This window comes from Leptolyngbya sp. BC1307 (assembly GCF_002286735.1).
GTDB lineage: Bacteria > Cyanobacteriota > Cyanobacteriia > Phormidesmidales > Phormidesmidaceae > Phormidesmis.
In genome coordinates this window covers 1-16,471 of sequence record NZ_NRTA01000066.1, presented here as the reverse complement: position 1 = coordinate 16,471, position 16,471 = coordinate 1, and the positions used below count along the sequence as shown (strand labels likewise).

Below are 16,471 nucleotides of genomic sequence, written 5' to 3'. Positions count from 1 at the left end.
TGAGGGTTTGGGTGTTTTCGTAGTTCATCGGCCTATGCGGGCAACAGTGAACCAAAGCCTATCAGGCTACCATGAAATCTATTATGCAGGAGGTCTATTACGCTTGTCAGCGATAAAGCTAGCTACCAACCCGCTTATGAGGCTGAAAGTGGTACTAAAAACCATTGCCTCACTAAACCCAATAATAAGGTAAAGGTTGATCAAGAAAAAGCAGAATAACATGAGGAAAACTATCGAAATAGTTGTCAGCATAGTAAGACTTCGATACAGGATAATAAGAGGTTTTGTTCCTAGCCAGCTTGGTTGAATCTGTTCTATCAAAAAGTTGTTGGGAATGTCATTATCGTTTAGCTGCTTAGCTAGCCAAGTAAGATATCGCTTAGTTTGTTCTGCTTCTGGCTCTTTCTCGACCTCCCGATAGGCCCACTCTGGCTCTTCCTTTTGACTTTTTGCCCATAGCCTATGCTGCTGGCGAGTCTTTAGCCTTAGCTGACGAGCTACATACGCCTCAAACAAATCGGCCTTGTTCGTAATTGGCCGTTCGCCTCGATACGCCACCAACAACATCTGCAAAAACAGTGGAATCTGTAAAAACGGCGTCTCAGCTTCTCCATTCTCTTGAGCGTGCTCTGCCCGCTTTAGTAATAAAGCTAGCTCCGGTTGGCTATTCAACTCATTCCAAATATCTACCCGCTTCAAGCTGAGCAAATACCGCTCAATTTGCCTCGGCGTCAGCGGCTGCAAGCACAGCGCCCCGTTTAGCTTATCTAGCTTCACCTGCCCTTCGGCATATTCAGCAGAGCGACAGCACACCACCACCTGCTGCCCTGTGAACGTAGCAAAGTCATTTATCTTTTCCACACATTTCTTTTGCTGCTCCAGCCCTAGCTCATCTAGCCCGTCTAAAAGCGGCAATAGCTGATTGTGCTTAATCCACTGGTGACTCACTTTCGGGTCAATGCCGTGATCAAACTTGAGCTGCCCCTTCAGCCAATCGAGAATATCTTCGTCCTTCCGCCAAGCCGATAGCTCAAAAATGTAAGGCACCTGATGCGTCGTCTCAAACTGAGCTGTCAAAGCCTCGGCCAGCTTGAGCAAAGTCGTCGTTTTACCCGATCCTGGCTCTCCTAAAATCAGCAGCTTTCTAGCGATATTTTCATGGTTGAAAGCTTTGAGAATATTCTCGCCAATATCTACCTCACTTTTACCGCCTGAGAAAAACTTCAGCAGTCGATTCCATGTGAGGGTCGCTTCTGCCTGCTGCGCGTCGGCTCTCTCCACAGCACTATTCTGTGACTCCCAGGACACATCGATAGCCTTCTCCCCCACGGCATACTCCAGCCGATCCTTCACTCGCAACCGAACATCGCTATGCAAGCGCCTGAGCAGTTCGGCAGAGGCTAAACCGTCGTCCGCTTCGACAGGTAACCGTCGCGAATGCTGCCACAGCGCAAACCCCTCATACAAAACAGCTACGCCAGCAGCTACCCCCACATAGCGGCAAATATCTTGGATGCGATCGCTCACACCCTCCATCCCCACCATCTCATGCGCAACCGCGATCGCTACCAAATAAGCAATCAGCCTTACCAGCAGCCAGGTCTTGCCCGGAAAATCGCGCAGAGTAGAAAGCTGATTGAGCAGGTAATTGGCTAAAAGAGCGGCCAGCGCGATCGCACCTACTTTCACAGCTATCAGCATTCAATCAGACCCTACAAACCTCTAGCCCACTATAAACCAGTGACTTTCGCAATTTTCTAGCCTTTACAAAGTCTTTGAGTCAAAAATTAGAACAGCCTGCTAACGGTTACCTGATGTCAGCAGCAGCGTCACAACGCATGATCAGCCAGAAAAATCGCTATTATGCTGGTTGAAGTGAGTGAGCAAATTGCAGCGCCGATGGCAGGACACAGTAAATGGGCAAATATTAAGCGGCAAAAGGCTCGGGTCGATGTGGTAAGAGGCAAGGTGTTTGCTAAGCTCTCCCGCGAGATTATTGTGGCCGCTAAGCAGGGCGGCGGCGACCCCGATGGCAACTTTCAGCTGCGCACGGCGATAGATAAGGCCAAGGCGGCAAGCTTCCCGAGTGAGAATATTGACCGGGCGATCGCCAAAGGCTGCGGTCAGCTAGAAGGCGAAGGCGACTTTGAATCCATTCGCTATGAGGGCTATGGCCCTGGGGGGGTGGCTGTACTCATAGAGGCACTCACAGACAATCGCAACCGGGCCGCTGCTGACCTGCGCTCTGCCTTTAACAAAAATGGCGGCAACCTCGGTGAAACCGGCTGCGTCGGCTGGATGTTTGACCAGAAAGGGGTGATTGCGATCGCGGGTGAAATTGAAGAAGAGCGCTTGCTAGAAAACGCCCTAGAAGCAGGGGCAGACTCTTACGAACTGCTAGAAGAAATCGACGAAGACACTCCCGGCGCAGAAGTCTTTTGCGATGTTGCAGATTTAGAAAGCGTCAGCAGTGCCCTCAAGAAAAAAGATTACGACATCCGCGAAGTCGATCTGCGCTGGATTCCGGCTAACACCGTTAAGGTAGAAGATCCTGACCTGGCAGGCGCTTTGATCAAGATGATGGACGCTCTAGAAGAGTCAGACGATGTGCAGTCGGTCACGGCCAACTTTGACCTGACAGAAAGTGCGATCGCGCAACTGACCTAGCATCTCCGAGCCCACTGAGTTGATAGATTTGAATTTGCACGCGACAATGTAAAGGTATGTGAATCCCAGATTTATCAGCCCCCTCCTATGCCCGTTGACCTTCCTAGCCCGACAGTTCGGCCATCCGTCAATCTGACTAAAACCTACGACGTGGTCATCGTCGGCGGTGGCATCGTTGGGCTCACTTGTGCCTGCGGTCTGCGCGGTTCTGACTTGCAAGTGGCAGTCATTGAAGCACAAACGGCACAGCAAGCAGCGGGGAGACAGCGAGCCTACGCTTTCTCGCCAGTTTCGGCCAGCATTTTGCAGGGACTAGGTCTCTGGGAAACCGTCGGCCCGCAGCTTACGCATTTTCAGCGGGTGAAGCTCTCCGATGCGGACTATCCCAAGGCGATTACCTTTCGGCCTGAAGACGGGCGTAGTGACGCGGTTTACTACTCGGCTGAGCATAGCGTGCTGATGAGCGCCCTACAGTCGGCAGTGCGGGCGGCAGACAATATTGACTACTGGTGCGAGAGTCGCGTGCTAGGTTCTGAGCCAGCGGGCTCGGCGGTTGACGGAGCCTCAACCCAACTGACGGTCGATTTTAGGGGCGATCGCTACACCTTTCACACCTCACTACTGATCGGGGCCGACGGCTCCCGCTCCCGGGTGCGGGCTCAAGCTGGCATCAAAACCTTTGGCTGGCAGTACTGGCAGTCTTGCATTACTGCCGTGCTAGCGCCTGAAAAATCTCACCGCAGCACTGCCTACGAGAGATTTTGGCCCAGCGGCCCCTTTGCCATTCTGCCCCTGCCAAACAACCGCTGCCAGATCGTTTGGACTGCGCCCCACGACGAAGCCAAAGCCATGCTCGCCCTGCCGAGAGAACAGTTTTTAGCAGAATTGCAGGCCCGCTACGGCGATGAAATGGGTGACCTGACGCTGGTCAACGAGCCGATGATGTTTCCGGTGCAGCTGATGCATAGCCGCGAATATGTGCGCCCTGGCATGGCCCTGATTGGTGATGCGGCTCACTGCTGTCACCCGGTGGGCGGGCAGGGCTTGAACATGGGTATTCGCGATGCGATCGCCCTCTCCGAAGTGATTCAGCAAGCCGCCCAAAAAGGAGAGAATCCGAGCAGTCTGAAAGTGCTCAAACGCTATGAGCGCTGGCGCAGAACCGAAAACTGGTTCACTCTTAGCCTGACAGATTTTCTCAATCGATCTTTTTCTAACCGGTTTTGGCCCTTAGTGATCGCCCGCCGGGCCGGGATTTGGGTGCTAGACAGCGTCGGGCCGCTAAAACGCCTGATATTACAGCTCATGACGGGTTTCTTTGGTAAGCTACCGGCTAAGGCAAAGTAGAAAGACACTAAAGTAGTCAAGTCAATATTGAGGTGGCTCCCGTGCAGCTTCCTGGCATTCCCCCCACTCCCCCCATTCCTCCGGATCGATCTATGCCTACCATGCTGGCCCTCACCGCTCACGATAGTCAAAAAGCTGCTCTGGTTAAATTCGTCAAAGAATATGCGGCGCTGCTCTCTCGCTATCAGCTGATTGCCACCGGGGCAACGGGCGATCGCCTGGCTCAAAGCACCGACCTCTCAGTAGAGTCGCTTTTGCCAGGCGCGATGGGCGGCGACATTCAAATTGCGGCCCGAGTCGCCGAAAACCAGATTGCAGCCGTCATTTTCCTGACCGACTCGCTCTACTCTAACCACGCCACCACCGATGTCACGACGATGCTGCGCGTTTGCCAGCTGCATAATGTCCCATTAGCGACCAATCTCGCCACCGCCCGCGCCGTCATCCTCTCGCTGGCCAAAAGCCGGATCGCCCACCTGATTTTTAACCCTATTTCTGGTCAGGGCAACCCCAATCAGGATCTCAAGCTGATTCGCCAGATCTTAGAGCCCCAGATTCAAGTACAGGTGGTTTTCACAGAAGCAGACGTTAGCCCGGGGCAGCAGGCACATGAGGCGATCTCCGCTGGCACCGACCTCATCATCGCCTCTGGCGGCGATGGCACCGTCTCTGCTGTGGCCGAAGCCGTCATGCAAACCGATGTGCCGCTAGGGATTATTCCCCGGGGCACTGCCAATGCCTTTTCAGTGGCGTTGGGCCTGCCGACCAACCTCAGAGCCGCCTGTGAAACCATTCTGGCTGGCGCGACCAAACAGGTGGATGTCGCCTACTGTAACGGTGCGCCAATGGTGCTGCTAGCGGGCATCGGCTTTGAAGCTGAAACCGTCGAGCGCGCCAGCCGGGAGATGAAAAATCGCCTGGGTATGTTGGCCTATATTATCGCGGGGGTGCAGCAAATTGCCGATCAGCAAATCTTTGAAGCCGAAATCGAGATCGATGGCCAGGTGAGCAAGTTCGAGTGCAGCGCCATTACGGTCGCCAACGCCGCGCCGCCAACCTCTGTAATGGCTCAGGGCTTTGGCGAAGTGATCAGCGATGACGGCCTGCTCGATGTCACCATTGGTCTTAGCTCTGGAGAAGCGCAGGGCATTGCCGCCCGGTTTCAGGGAGTAGGGGCGATCGCCGAACTCTTTGCCGCTGCCTTGGTCAAACGACCCACCCAAAACGAAGACATCCTCAGCCTGCGGGCACCCGCTATCAAAGTCACAACTCACCCACCTCAAAAAGTTGTTGTCGATGGCGAAATTATTGGCACTACGCCTGTGGAGTTTGAGTGTATTCCGCAGGGGCTGACAGTGCTATCGCCGATAGTTTCCGTTTGAATGGGACAGCAGAGACTGTTGATATCGGCCCAGCGCCGTCAGCGGAAAATAGTGGCAGTAAAGCCGGTAGCGCAGATAAAAGTGTTGCGGGAAACCAGTGCCGGTGAAGGCGTCTTCTTCCCAGGTGCCTTTGCGCTGAGTGCTCAGCAGATAGGCAACGCCTTTTTGCACAGCGGTCTTAGCAGCAGGGCTCAGGCAAAAAGCAGCGTCGAGTAAGCCAATCAGCGCCCAGGCCGTCTGAGAGGCGGTGCTCGGCCCCTGGCCCTTGAGGCTAGCATCCTGATAGCTCTGACAGGTCTCTCCCCAGCCGCCATCGGTGTTTTGACAGCTCACCAGCCAGGCCAGACCGCGCTCAATCTGCAGTTGACAGCGGTCTGGGGCAATCATTGCCAGCGCCGAAAGCGCTCCGCTGGTGCCGTAGATGTAGTTCACGCCCCAGCGGCCAAACCAACTGCCGTCGGCCTCCTGCTCTTGAAGGAGATAGTCCAGGCCGCGTGAGAGTCTAAGCGGTGTTAGCGCTGTGGCATAGCTGTTCGTCAGAGCAGCATCGTCAGTCAATCGACTGTGCATTTCTAAAACGCGGGCGGTGATATCGGCAGTGCTCGGGTCAATCATCGCTCTGAGATCGCCGTAGGGAATGTCGTTGAGCCAGTCCTGATCGTTGTTGATGTCAAACGCTGCCCAGCCGCCAGTGCTGCATTGCATGGTGGCAATCCAGCGCACGGCCCGAGCGATCGCCCGCCGTTTACCAGCGTCATCGGGCAGCGTCACCGCCTGCAGCGCCATCGCCACTACAGCCGTATCGTCTACATCCGGGTAAAAGCGATTTTCAAACTCAAAGGCCCAGCCCCCCGGCTCCCCCTGAGGATTTTTGATGGCCCAGTCGCCGTAGCTGAGAATCTGTTTGTTCAGTAGCCATTCACCCGCTTTTACCAGAGCTGGATGGTCAGAGGAAAGGCCGGAGTCGGTGAGCGATCGCATCACCAAAGCCGTATCCCACACGGGCGAAATGCAGGGCTGCACCCAATAGGTCTCTGCGGTTTCTACCGCAAAATTATCGACGGCCTGCAAGCCGCGCTGCACCACCGGATCATTCACGTCATAGTCGAGCGCACGCAGTGCCAGCAGAGAATTCAGCATAGCCGGGATAATGCCGCCCCAGTCACCCGTCGCCTCCTGCCGCTCTACAATCCACTTTTCGGCACGCTGAAGACTCTCCGCTCGAAAAGGAACAGCGTCAAGAGATTCTGCTAGCTTAAAGGCTTTGTCTAGCCAGAGGAAAGCATCGCTCCAGTCGCCGCGAGCGGGCAGCTCCCAACGCACGTTTTCAATTCCTTCAGCGTAAAGCTCATTCAGGTGAAAGCCCGGCTCCACAGCGTAAACCGGCTTTTTGTCAAACACCACCAGCAGCGGCACAGTGCTGCCTCTCGCCCAGCTAGACAGCTCGTAGATATTCACCGGAAAGGGCGGCTCTAGCTGCATCACCCAGGCGGGCAAAGAAGGCAAGCCCTGCCAGCGGTAGCAGCCAATCAGAGCGAGGTGAAACTTGGTAAAAATGCGGGTTTTGCTAATGCCACCGCGCCGCAAGATGAACGCTCTTGCCTTGACCAGAGCCGGATCGCTCGCCGGAACGCCCAGCAGCCGCAGCCCCATATAGGCTTCTACAGAGGTGCTCAGCTCGCCACCATCGCCCCAAGCAAGTTCCCAACCGCCGTGCGCTCTCTGGTGAGATCTCAGATATTTTTCTACTTTGGCTAGAGGTCTGCCCGGCTCACTCCCCCAAAGTTTGTGCAGCAAAACAACTTCAGCGGTGATGCTCACGTTTGACTCTAGCTCGGCCCACCAGTAGCCTTCTTTTTCTTGAATTGAAAGCAGGTAGTCTTGGGCAGCGGCGATCGCCTGTTTCAGGTCTGTGGTCTGCGGCAGGGCTGGCTGCTGGGGGTCTTGGGTCTGCATGTCGTTTAGAGGCCGAAGGGTGCGTTATTGAGATAGCATAATATAAATTCTCTGACAGCAAAATGGAAAATGTTTTATTGGCGCTAACCGTTGTTGCTGCTGTGGTTTGGATAGGACTGCTGCTGTTTTGGGGGCAGTTCTGGCGAGCTGACCAACGGCTTGATGCGCTAGGAAACTATTCGCCAGAGGATTGGCCATCGGTTGCCGTTGTGATTCCCGCTCGGAATGAGGCTGAGCTGATTGGTAAGGCGGTGCGATCGCATCTCACCCAGTCTTACCCAGGCGATCTTTCCGTCGTATTGGTAGACGATCAGAGCACAGATGACACCGCCAAAATTGCCGCTCAAACAGCTCAGGGCTTAAAGAATTCCGACAGTCTCACCATTCTTCCTGGGAAGCCATTGCCCGCTGGCTGGACAGGCAAATTATGGGCAATGGAACAAGGGTTTCGCCATCTTCAGCAACGGTTGCGGCCAGACTATGTTCTTTTCACCGATGCCGATATTGAGCACCATTCAGCCAGTATGCAACAGCTCGTCGCAAAGGCAGAAACAGAGAAGTTAGACCTGGTTTCTCTCATGGTGCAGCTACGCGCTCAGAGCTTTTGGGAGAAGCTGCTTATCCCTGCTTTTGTCTTCTTCTTTCAAATGCTCTACCCCTTTCCGTGGGTAAACAACTTCAACAAAAAGACAGCAGCAGCAGCGGGCGGCTGCGCTCTAATTCGCTTTAGTGCCCTGGAGAGAATTAATGGCCTGCAGCCCATCAGGCAGGCTTTGATTGACGACTGCGCTCTGGGTGCGGCTGTTAAAGCCGGTGGCCCGATCTGGCTGGGGCTGAGCGAAAAGACTCGCAGTCTGCGCCCCTATCCAAACCTGCAGAGCATCTGGCAGATGGTGACTCGCAGCGCCTACACGCAGCTCAACTATTCTCCCTGGCTGCTGGTCGGCACGGTACTGGGTATGGCGCTGGTCTACTGGGTGCCACCGTTAGGTTTCATCGCAGGGTTAGCTTTGGGAAAGCCTATGATCGCGCTCGTCGGGTTAGTGGCCTGGCTGCTGATGGCTCGGGCCTATTGGCCAACGCTAAAACTATACGACGGTTCTCCTCTGCTCGCCCTGGCGCTACCGCTGATTGCCCTGCTGTATAGTCTAATGACTCTAGATTCGGCCTATCGCCATTGGATCGGTCAGGGCGGTGCCTGGAAGGGACGAATATACAGCGATGGTAACCTTTAGACGATTAACCTACAGCGCACTCTGTAAATTGGCGTTTGAAGGGAGACTGAAAACCTATGACGATATCGGGTTTGGAGACTCCTCTTTCTACTCATTCTTTAGCAATTAGGACTACCAAAGCAGGATAGGGGAGGTTGCCTTGATCCTAGTTTAAGCCAATTTGGATACCCAGATCTGACAGATTCTTCTAGAGCGGTGACGCCTAACCCTTCGCTCAAGCAATGCTCCCTCGCTTCCGCGCTTCCTTAAACGAGGTGCCCACATTCTTGAGGCCAGCGCGGATCATTTGCTGCTCTAGGAGAGTGAAGAACCGGGTGCGATCGCCGCCTCTCACCACCGCCTGATTATGCGCCTCAGCTAGCGCCACCGGATAGCCAAACCCTTTTTGCACCTGAGCCAGCATTAAGCTCAGGGCCGTATCGAGCAGTTCGGCATCTTTCACTACCCAGGCGGGAAACTCCACCCGCGCCACCTCTGCGCCCACATGCACATAGCAAAAATACACCGCATGGTCGCCATAGCAGCTCAAAATATCCGCTGAACTCTTCCACAGCGGCCCACGTTCTCCCGGCGATAGAGCGGTTGACCAGAGGGTGACATCTCGCAGCGGCGAGAAGGTTTGGCAGGGCATCTGATTGCGCTGATGCTCGCAGTGACTCATACAGTCTGGCGTATCAAAAGGGCAGGCTTGCAGCCGTAAAAAATTTAAAGCTTCGCCACTGCGAGAAGCGCTGATATAGCCCATCACCGGCACTCTAGCCTGGCGCAGCCGCTCCCAAGACTCCAAAACGGGCAGCAGTATCTCATCGCGTGCCGCCACCGGAATTTGCTCTAAAAACCAATAGATCAGCGAACCATCAGTCATCGCCAGGGCAGGCACATCGGCATCTTGGCTGGCGGCGGTCTCAATCCCCAATTCACCCAGCATGACGGCTTCTGCTGCCGTGCGCTTGTAGCCCATCCACTCTTCAGTACGAATGCCCCACTGCCGCGAGGCGTAGAGATCTTCGGGGCGGTAGATGACTTCGGGCAGGCTGTCGAGCGTGGGGTAGCGGCTCTGACCATAGTGAATGATGACGCGGCTAATATTTAGCAAATAGCAGTAGGCGATCTCGTGGTGGCTTGGTGAAATTTGCGACCCATCTGAAGAGATGACGCTGTGGGCGGCTGGTGCGGTGTTTAAAACAATTCTTGTATCCAGCGGTTCAATGGGTTCGGCAGCGGCAAAGAGCAGGCGATCGCGCCCTTCTACCAGCTGATCTACCAGCGTCTGCTGTCTGTCTGTGGCCTGACTCATCAATAGCTGCGCAATCTCTACCCGACGGCGAGCAGCGTCAGCCTCTTGAGTAAGATGATCGCTAATGCCCTGCATCTGGCGAGCGAGCTTAGTGAGATCAAGCATGACTGACTAGCGCCACTTGTCGAACCCTTGTACTACTTGCTGCAACGATAGTAGCTGAATTCGCGGATCTTTGTTGGCAGCAGCTCTATCAGGCGCTAAGTTGTAGCCCCAGTCAGCCAAGAAAAGCTGTACGTCAGTCAGATCGGCTTGCGCTTTGACATCGTTTAAGGCAGGCAGACGATCTTCAATAAACCAGATATGCGTCACTGAGTGCTCAGCCTTCAGCAAACGGAGCGTTTCGTATTTGGGGCGTTTGGCTTCTTTGCCAATGATGCGATCGCTTGGATAATTCAGCCCGCTCTGCTCCAGCAGCGCCGAGATAAACCGACCTTCTTTAGTGCTGACGATATAGATAGGCGGCCCCCCCGCCAGCAATTCACACAGCCGGTCAATCAGCCCCGGATAAAAGCGATGCAGCGCTAACCAGCCAGCCAAATCACGTTCAATCCAAGCATCGCGCACCCCGTCTAAAGCCTGCACTGACTGCGCCTTCGTCAGCCCCGCCGCCGTCAAATAAGGCAGCGCCATCTGCGGCCACTCCGCCAAGATTTGCGTCTCGCTAGCGCCCTGGACCAGAGCCTGTACTAAGACCGGCATTTCCCACCCCGTCTCAACTACCGGGCGCAGCGGATAAAACTTTTCGGCCAGCCCCTCAGGCAGCTGATGGCTATCCGGTTCAAACAGCTGACAGTAAGCTTTCCAGGCCGTTTGAAAGTATTCAATCAGGCCGTCACAGATGACCCCATCAAAATCAAAGGCGATGAGTTGAGGAGAGGCCATAGCGCTGCCTGTAGCTAAAGGTTAGGTAAAGCGTACCGCCATTCACGGCACTACCGGTTTACCTCCTGTTAGTTAAGAAATTATTTACGCTCAGCGGCTAATTAGCAAATTAAGCCCGCGACTAAGATCAAGCGATCGCGCCTTAAAGCAGAGTCTGCGCCTATCAATCGCTAGAATAAGAACCAGTACAGAGCCCGGTGAGGTATGAGCGTCTCTTTTTCAGACGAGTTTGATGTAATTGTGGTCGGTGCCGGTCACGCCGGTTGTGAAGCAGCCCTGGCGTCAGCGCGGCTAGGCTGTCATACCCTGCTGCTGACGATGAACTTAGACCGCATCGCCTGGCAGCCCTGCAACCCGGCAGTCGGTGGCCCGGCTAAGTCTCAGCTCGCCCACGAAGTAGATGCCCTGGGCGGTGAAATCGGCAAAATCGCCGACCGCACTTACTTGCAAAAGCGCATTCTCAACAGCTCTAGAGGCCCGGCAGTCTGGGCGCTGCGGGCTCAAACCGATAAGCGCGAATACGCCGCCGTGATGAAATCGGTCGTCGAAAATCAGGAAAATCTGGTGCTGCGCGAAGGCATGGCGACCGATCTGGTACTGGGTAACAACGGCGAAATTATCGGCCTGGAAACTCACTTTGGCATGACGTTTGGCTGCAAAGCGATCATCCTGACAACAGGCACTTTTCTAAACGGCACCATTTGGGTCGGAAAAAAGTCTCTCTCAGCAGGGCGGGCGGGTGAACCTGCTGCCATTGGCATGAGTGAAACGCTGAACCGACTGGGCTTTGAAACCGGGCGGCTCAAAACCGGCACACCTGCGCGGGTAGACAAGCGCTCGGTAGACTACAGCCAGCTAGAGGAGCAGCCCGGCGACGCAGACGTTCGCTGGTTTAGCTTTGACCCTGAGGCGTGGCAAGAGCGCGAACAAATCCCCTGCCACATGACTCGTACAACTGCCGCAACTCACAAGCTAGTACGCGACAATCTCCATTTATCTCCGGTCTACGGCGGCTGGGTAGAGGCCAAAGGCCCGCGCTACTGCCCCTGCATAGAAGATAAAATTGTTCGGTTTGCTGATAAAGAGAGTCACCAAATTTTCATTGAGCCTGAGGGTCGAGACTTTCCTGAGCTATATATTCAAGGCTTTTCGACCGGGCTACCCGAATCTCTGCAAGGCGCAATGCTGAAAACGCTTCCCGGTTTAGAAAACTGCGTGATGCTGCGTCCGGCTTACGCGGTGGACTATGACTATATTCCAGCGACTCAGTGCTTTCCCACCTTGATGACTAAACCCGTGGAGGGGCTGTTTTGCGCTGGGCAAATTAACGGCACCACTGGCTACGAAGAAGCGGCGGGTCAGGGGTTGGTAGCCGGTATCAACGCTGCCCGCTTGGTGAAAGGTCAAGAGATGATAGTCTTCCCGCGCGAAGGCAGCTATCTGGGTACGCTGATTGACGATCTCTGTACTAAAGATTTGCGTGAGCCTTACCGGGTGCTGACTTCGCGCTCGGAGTATCGCCTTATATTGCGCTCAGATAATGCCGATCAGCGGCTGACGCCTTTGGGAAGAGAGATTGGGTTGATTGGCGATCGCCGCTGGCAGATCTACACCCAAAAGCAGGCTAATATTGCCGCCGAAAAAGAGAGACTGCATACAGACCGGGTCAAAGAACACGACACAGTCGGTCAACAAATCTACGCCGATACTCAGCAGCGCATTAAAGGGTCGGTCACGCTCGCGGATCTCATTCGCCGCCCTAAGTTTCACTACGAGCACCTCGAATCTTACGGACTGGGTAATCCTGACCTGATCCGCGCTGAGAAGGAGGGCGCTGAAATAGACATCAAGTACTCGGGCTACATTCAGCGTCAGCAAAATCAGATTGACTCAGTCTCTCGTCAGACTAATCGACCGCTGCCGCAAGATCTTGACTACATGACGATAGAGACACTTTCTATGGAGTCTCGTGAAAAGCTGAACAAAGTTAAGCCGATGACGGTAGGGCAGGCAACGCGGATTGGCGGGGTGAATCCGGCGGATGTAAATGCGCTGCTGGTGTTTTTGGAAGTGCGCGATCGCAAAGCGTCTCCGCAGGAGAATCGCAAAGCGTCTTCTAAGAAATTCAACCAGCTGCTGGCTAATTGAGTTTCTTAGAAAAGGCCACGCCCTGACGTAGCAGCAATTCCAAATTCCAACTAACGGACAGTACTTGCTAAGAAACGTATCAGCCGTTCAGCGAGAAATGGAGTAAAGTTCACAGCAGTCCCCAATCCGCTAGGACACAGCCGATGCCCCCCGCTAGCCTCAGTTTCGATAGCCTGTTAGGCAGCTTGAGCAGCGCGATTGACGAGATGGGCGACCCGCGACAACCCAGCAATGCGACTAGCTACAGCGTCAGGGATGCAGTGCTGGGGGCATTTTCGGCCTTTTTTATGCAGAGCGAATCGTTTCTAGAGTATCAGCGCCAGTTAAACAGCCGCAGCGGTCGGGACAATGCCCAGAGCTTGTTTGGGCTAGCGCAGATACCGAGCGTAGAGCAGATTCGTAACATCCTTGACCAGCTAGCGGCCCAAGCGGCTAGACAATAACTTGCTGGTGGCGCTGGACGGCACCGAATACTACAGCTCTGGGAAGGTAAGTTGCCCTTGTTGTTCGACGCGCACCCATCGCAATGGACAAGTGACCTATTCTCATAAAGCGTTATTGCCGGTGATAGTCGCACCGGGCCAAGCGGCTGTGGTCTCGCTGCCCCCTGCCTTTATCACCCCTCAAGACGGTCACAGCAAGCAGGACTGTGAACAAGCTGCCGCGAAACGGTGGATAGGCTCAGCGCCAGCGATATTCGAGCAGCAGGCCGTGACCTTGCTCGGCGATGACCTCTTCAGTCGTCAGCCGATGTGCGAGGCGGCTTTAGCGGAGAGCTTCAACTATATTCGTATGTCTGCCGGAGTCGCATCCGACCCTCTATGACTGGATTGCCTTCAATGCCGCGAATGGCAACGTTCAGACCGTTTCACAATCGCAGCCCCAGGGACGAACCCATGAGGTCAGCAATTTAGGGCTTTTTTCTCTGGTGAGAGCACAACACTCAAGTCCTTACTATTATCCTCTATGCTATGCGTATTAACGGGTTACACTATCCCGTTTGACGGAACCAGTGCCACCACGGTAATCAGAACTATAAATGCCGTGGCTGTGGGCTTTAATATCTTAGAGAAGATAGAACTTCGTGATAGGGCACTAATCCTGCAACAGCATGACTCACCTGCGCGGCAACTCGCGGATTATGTTTCATTAACCGAATTAGCAGCGTGTTCATAAATGAGAATTTTCTAAACGCTCTGATTCGTAGACCCGCACGCAAATCTGCTTCAAAGCGAGCTTCATAAAGATATTGCCAATTCTCTGCTGCCACTTCTGGAGAACGGCTCATGTTAATAGCTTGTGCAGCATAAAGCCCACTGAGAACTGCATTTGCAATACCTTCACCCGTCAAAGGATCGGTCAGATTAGCTGCGTCTCCAATCTTAAGAACGTTTCCATCTGCAACTTGATTCCCTTTTTGAGCCGTCGCTAAAGGATACACTTTAGGGGTTTCCTGGCGAAGGACTTTACTCAATAGGTGCGCCGTTTGTTTGTTACTTTGAATAAATTCCTTAAACAACTGAATTACATTGGTATTGATTTTTTGGTATTCATCCAGCCAGACTACGACCCCCACGTTAAATTTGATGACTTCTCCCTGGATTGCAACTGGAAAGATCCAACCATATCCATTCACCCCTAAGTGATGATCGAAATGAATTTGGGCTTCTGTTAGGTCTACTTCGGATAAGTCTTGACGATCAAAACTCCAGTAAGAGCGAATTGCGATCGCAGTCACCTCTCCCGCAGAAACACCACGGGCATCAATCAGATAATCAAACTCTTTAGATAAACTCTGAAGGTGTTCATCCTTTTTGCTAATCGTTTGAGTGAGAGGAACACATCCTGCATCAATCGCTTTCTCGTAGAGTAATTGATCAAAGACAAATCTGGGAATGCAGTAGGCTTCTAAACTTGTCGCTTCACTATGAGAAATTTGATTTGAAACTCCTAGAAAAAACTGATGAATGGGTGCATAGTCAGCGATTAGTTTCTTCAGATCCTGGGGATAAATTCCCATCGTGGATAAAGCTTGAATAGATTCAAGACTAATCCCATCTCCACATACTTTATCTCTAGGAAAACGATTTTTATCGATTAAGGTGACTTGATGCCCACTTTTGGCGAGGTGATATCCTGCCGAACATCCTGCTGGTCCTGCACCCATCACCGCAATAGTAGCCATAGTCAAGGTTTCCTTTCTAATAATTTAGTTTGAGTAGAAGTCGAAGATTGTTTCTTTACACCAAATGAGAGGCAACCAATCGATTTTGAAGAAAGAAAGCAGCAGGATTACCACCCGATCGAATCAACCGCTTTGCAACATCCTGAACATTTTGTTGTCTCTTTACCTTTTTGTCTGAAAGATAAACGCCTAACAGTGCCTGATTAATGAGCTGATGAAACCGCGCATCGGGCAGCTGAGAAACGCTTTTAGTGGCGCTTCTGATGAAATGCTGAAATCGCTCGGTCATTTCATCTACGCTTGGGTAATAAAAGCAGAAATTTAAGTCGCCATTGATCCGGTCTTCTTCTTGGTCAATCAAATAATCGAGCAAGATATGCAGTCCTTGAACCCAAGGAAAGTAACTATTTTTAATTTGGGCTGCGAGAGTTTCAGAAAATTCCTGAGTAAATGAGTAAGCAACCAGACAAAAAATCCCCAAAGTTGACCCCGCGCACGCAGAAAACTCATACCAACTTAGGTCAGAAAATTTATCCTGATATAAAGCAGACCAAGCTTTTAAGCGAGGAATCCGCTCTTCAACCTTGACATGCTTGTGAACTTGCAAATCACAGTAATAGTTTGCCAGTTCGTGCAGCGTTGGAGCAATTTTTGAGTAGTTTGGAACGTTAGCTAAAACTCTCTGACACGTTCTAACTAGACTTTCAAGATAGCCGCCATCATCTTGATCCTCACGGAATCGGTAATAGTTAGACAATTCTGCACCTGGCGTTAAAGCCTGAAAAATAGATTCGTGGAGTGCCCGAAAATCCTCAGGATCTAGCGAGCTACTGCGATCGCACAAATTATCTAAATAGTCACTAATGGTTTGATAAGCCACAATAAAGCGAATTGCTTTTCGCCAGTCTCTTTTCGCCAGTAGTCCGTAAATTGCGCCCCCTTCACAATGAAACTGTTTAGCTTCAATGCTGGCGATCGCTTGTCTCCGCAGTTCTGGATTTGGAATTTGACTTGCCTGCAACTTCCAGTCATTTAGGTAACCGCGAACGGATGGGATCACCTTAAAGTGCGTCTCTGACAGAAGCGCCCAAGGAGAAACCGGAATATTGACAGGGAGGGTAAGTTTCAAAGTAGTTCAATCATGAGTAAGAGCAGCCATACTAGGTTAGGAACAGACGGAGGACTCGACCTCTCCACAAATGCTGATTTGCGTCCTTTACCATGCCGAGTCAACTCATTCTTCAGTGTTGCTTCATCTCCGCCTATGTATAGGACACTGTTGGCGAACTCCAGAAGCATTGAAAAATCGGTAAGCTGAGGCAGATCTATCGCTATCAGGAAGTGCGATCGCCAAAGCGCTTCCTCAAGG

General features: G+C 52.8%; 13 protein-coding genes and 1 pseudogene. 7 read left to right on the top strand and 7 right to left on the bottom strand.

All coding sequences use genetic code 11. From position 1 onward, the window contains the following. Positions 1-81: 81 nt before the first annotated feature. Positions 82-1,701 (bottom strand): NACHT domain-containing protein, encoded by a 1,620-nt coding sequence (locus tag CKL79_RS20320; RefSeq protein ID WP_121971377.1) that lies wholly within the window; start codon positions 1,699-1,701, stop codon positions 82-84. 198 nt (positions 1,702-1,899) lie between these two features. On the opposite strand from CKL79_RS20320, the gene CKL79_RS20315 reads away from it, so the two are divergent. The 3 genes from CKL79_RS20315 (at position 1,900) to CKL79_RS20305 (ending at position 5,396) form a co-directional block, all read left to right on the top strand. Then, positions 1,900-2,667: a YebC/PmpR family DNA-binding transcriptional regulator gene (locus CKL79_RS20315; protein ID WP_121971379.1), complete on the top strand. Its 768-nt coding sequence runs from the start codon at positions 1,900-1,902 to the stop codon at positions 2,665-2,667. An 87-nt stretch (positions 2,668-2,754) separates the two neighbouring features. Continuing rightward, entirely contained in the window at positions 2,755-4,014 is a 1,260-nt protein-coding gene (locus tag CKL79_RS20310) for an FAD-dependent hydroxylase (protein ID WP_121971376.1), read from the top strand. 92 nt (positions 4,015-4,106) lie between these two features. Continuing rightward, the gene (locus CKL79_RS20305) at positions 4,107-5,396 is read left to right on the top strand and encodes a methylglyoxal synthase (RefSeq protein ID WP_121971378.1); all 1,290 of its coding nucleotides are present in this window, start codon (positions 4,107-4,109) and stop codon (positions 5,394-5,396) included. On the opposite strand, the gene shc is transcribed toward CKL79_RS20305, so the two are convergent. Next, positions 5,373-7,352 (bottom strand): squalene--hopene cyclase, encoded by a 1,980-nt coding sequence (gene shc, locus CKL79_RS20300; RefSeq protein ID WP_121971375.1) that lies wholly within the window; start codon positions 7,350-7,352, stop codon positions 5,373-5,375. The two genes, CKL79_RS20305 and shc, sit on opposite strands and share 24 nt — an antisense overlap. Before the next feature lie 62 nt (positions 7,353-7,414). On the opposite strand from shc, the gene CKL79_RS20295 reads away from it, so the two are divergent. Next, a complete protein-coding gene (locus tag CKL79_RS20295; RefSeq protein WP_121971374.1) occupies positions 7,415-8,587 on the top strand; it encodes a glycosyltransferase in 1,173 nt (390 codons plus the stop codon). A 4-nt stretch (positions 8,588-8,591) separates the two neighbouring features. Here the strand turns inward: CKL79_RS20295 and CKL79_RS24005 are convergent. The 3 genes and pseudogenes from CKL79_RS24005 to CKL79_RS20280 all read right to left on the bottom strand — a co-directional run. Continuing rightward, positions 8,592-8,666: pseudogene (locus CKL79_RS24005) on the bottom strand (XisI protein); the annotation flags it as partial. Between the two features lie 135 nt (positions 8,667-8,801). Next, positions 8,802-9,989, bottom strand: coding sequence for a DNA double-strand break repair nuclease NurA (locus CKL79_RS20285; RefSeq protein WP_121971373.1), 1,188 nt, complete (start codon positions 9,987-9,989; stop codon positions 8,802-8,804). Between the two features lie 6 nt (positions 9,990-9,995). Then, entirely contained in the window at positions 9,996-10,769 is a 774-nt protein-coding gene (locus CKL79_RS20280) for an HAD family hydrolase (RefSeq protein ID WP_121971372.1), read from the bottom strand. 204 nt (positions 10,770-10,973) lie between these two features. Between CKL79_RS20280 and mnmG the strand changes: the two genes are divergently transcribed. The 3 genes from mnmG to CKL79_RS23570 all read left to right on the top strand — a co-directional run bounded on the left by mnmG (position 10,974) and on the right by CKL79_RS23570 (position 13,742). Continuing rightward, positions 10,974-12,917 (top strand): tRNA uridine-5-carboxymethylaminomethyl(34) synthesis enzyme MnmG, encoded by a 1,944-nt coding sequence (gene mnmG, locus CKL79_RS20275; protein ID WP_121971371.1) that lies wholly within the window; start codon positions 10,974-10,976, stop codon positions 12,915-12,917. 143 nt (positions 12,918-13,060) lie between these two features. Continuing rightward, entirely contained in the window at positions 13,061-13,360 is a 300-nt protein-coding gene (locus CKL79_RS23575) for a hypothetical protein (RefSeq protein WP_205879163.1), read from the top strand. 91 nt (positions 13,361-13,451) lie between these two features. After that, positions 13,452-13,742 (top strand): hypothetical protein, encoded by a 291-nt coding sequence (locus CKL79_RS23570; protein ID WP_205879162.1) that lies wholly within the window; start codon positions 13,452-13,454, stop codon positions 13,740-13,742. 232 nt (positions 13,743-13,974) lie between these two features. Here CKL79_RS23570 and CKL79_RS20265 read toward each other — a convergent pair whose 3' ends face one another. Both CKL79_RS20265 and CKL79_RS20260 read right to left on the bottom strand, forming a co-directional pair. Continuing rightward, positions 13,975-15,102 (bottom strand): NAD(P)/FAD-dependent oxidoreductase, encoded by a 1,128-nt coding sequence (locus CKL79_RS20265; RefSeq protein WP_121971370.1) that lies wholly within the window; start codon positions 15,100-15,102, stop codon positions 13,975-13,977. Positions 15,103-15,157: 55 nt separating this feature from the next. Next, positions 15,158-16,183 (bottom strand): tetraprenyl-beta-curcumene synthase family protein, encoded by a 1,026-nt coding sequence (locus CKL79_RS20260; RefSeq protein ID WP_346427072.1) that lies wholly within the window; start codon positions 16,181-16,183, stop codon positions 15,158-15,160. Positions 16,184-16,471: the final 288 nt, after the last annotated feature.

What these genes read in the sequence shown, in the direction of transcription:
- CKL79_RS20315 (WP_121971379.1), top strand. Translation starts at nt 1,900, where the DNA reads ATGGCAGGACACAGTAAATGGGCAAATATTAAGCGGCAAAAGGCTCGG.
- CKL79_RS20285 (WP_121971373.1), bottom strand. Translation starts at nt 9,989, where the DNA reads ATGCTTGATCTCACTAAGCTCGCTCGCCAGATGCAGGGCATTAGCGAT.
- CKL79_RS20280 (WP_121971372.1), bottom strand. Translation starts at nt 10,769, where the DNA reads ATGGCCTCTCCTCAACTCATCGCCTTTGATTTTGATGGGGTCATCTGT.
- CKL79_RS20305 (WP_121971378.1), top strand. Translation starts at nt 4,107, where the DNA reads ATGCCTACCATGCTGGCCCTCACCGCTCACGATAGTCAAAAAGCTGCT.
- CKL79_RS20320 (WP_121971377.1), bottom strand. Translation starts at nt 1,701, where the DNA reads ATGCTGATAGCTGTGAAAGTAGGTGCGATCGCGCTGGCCGCTCTTTTA.
- CKL79_RS23575 (WP_205879163.1), top strand. Translation starts at nt 13,061, where the DNA reads ATGCCCCCCGCTAGCCTCAGTTTCGATAGCCTGTTAGGCAGCTTGAGC.
- CKL79_RS20265 (WP_121971370.1), bottom strand. Translation starts at nt 15,102, where the DNA reads ATGGCTACTATTGCGGTGATGGGTGCAGGACCAGCAGGATGTTCGGCA.
- mnmG (WP_121971371.1), top strand. Translation starts at nt 10,974, where the DNA reads ATGAGCGTCTCTTTTTCAGACGAGTTTGATGTAATTGTGGTCGGTGCC.
- CKL79_RS20295 (WP_121971374.1), top strand. Translation starts at nt 7,415, where the DNA reads ATGGAAAATGTTTTATTGGCGCTAACCGTTGTTGCTGCTGTGGTTTGG.
- shc (WP_121971375.1), bottom strand. Translation starts at nt 7,352, where the DNA reads ATGCAGACCCAAGACCCCCAGCAGCCAGCCCTGCCGCAGACCACAGAC.
- CKL79_RS20310 (WP_121971376.1), top strand. Translation starts at nt 2,755, where the DNA reads ATGCCCGTTGACCTTCCTAGCCCGACAGTTCGGCCATCCGTCAATCTG.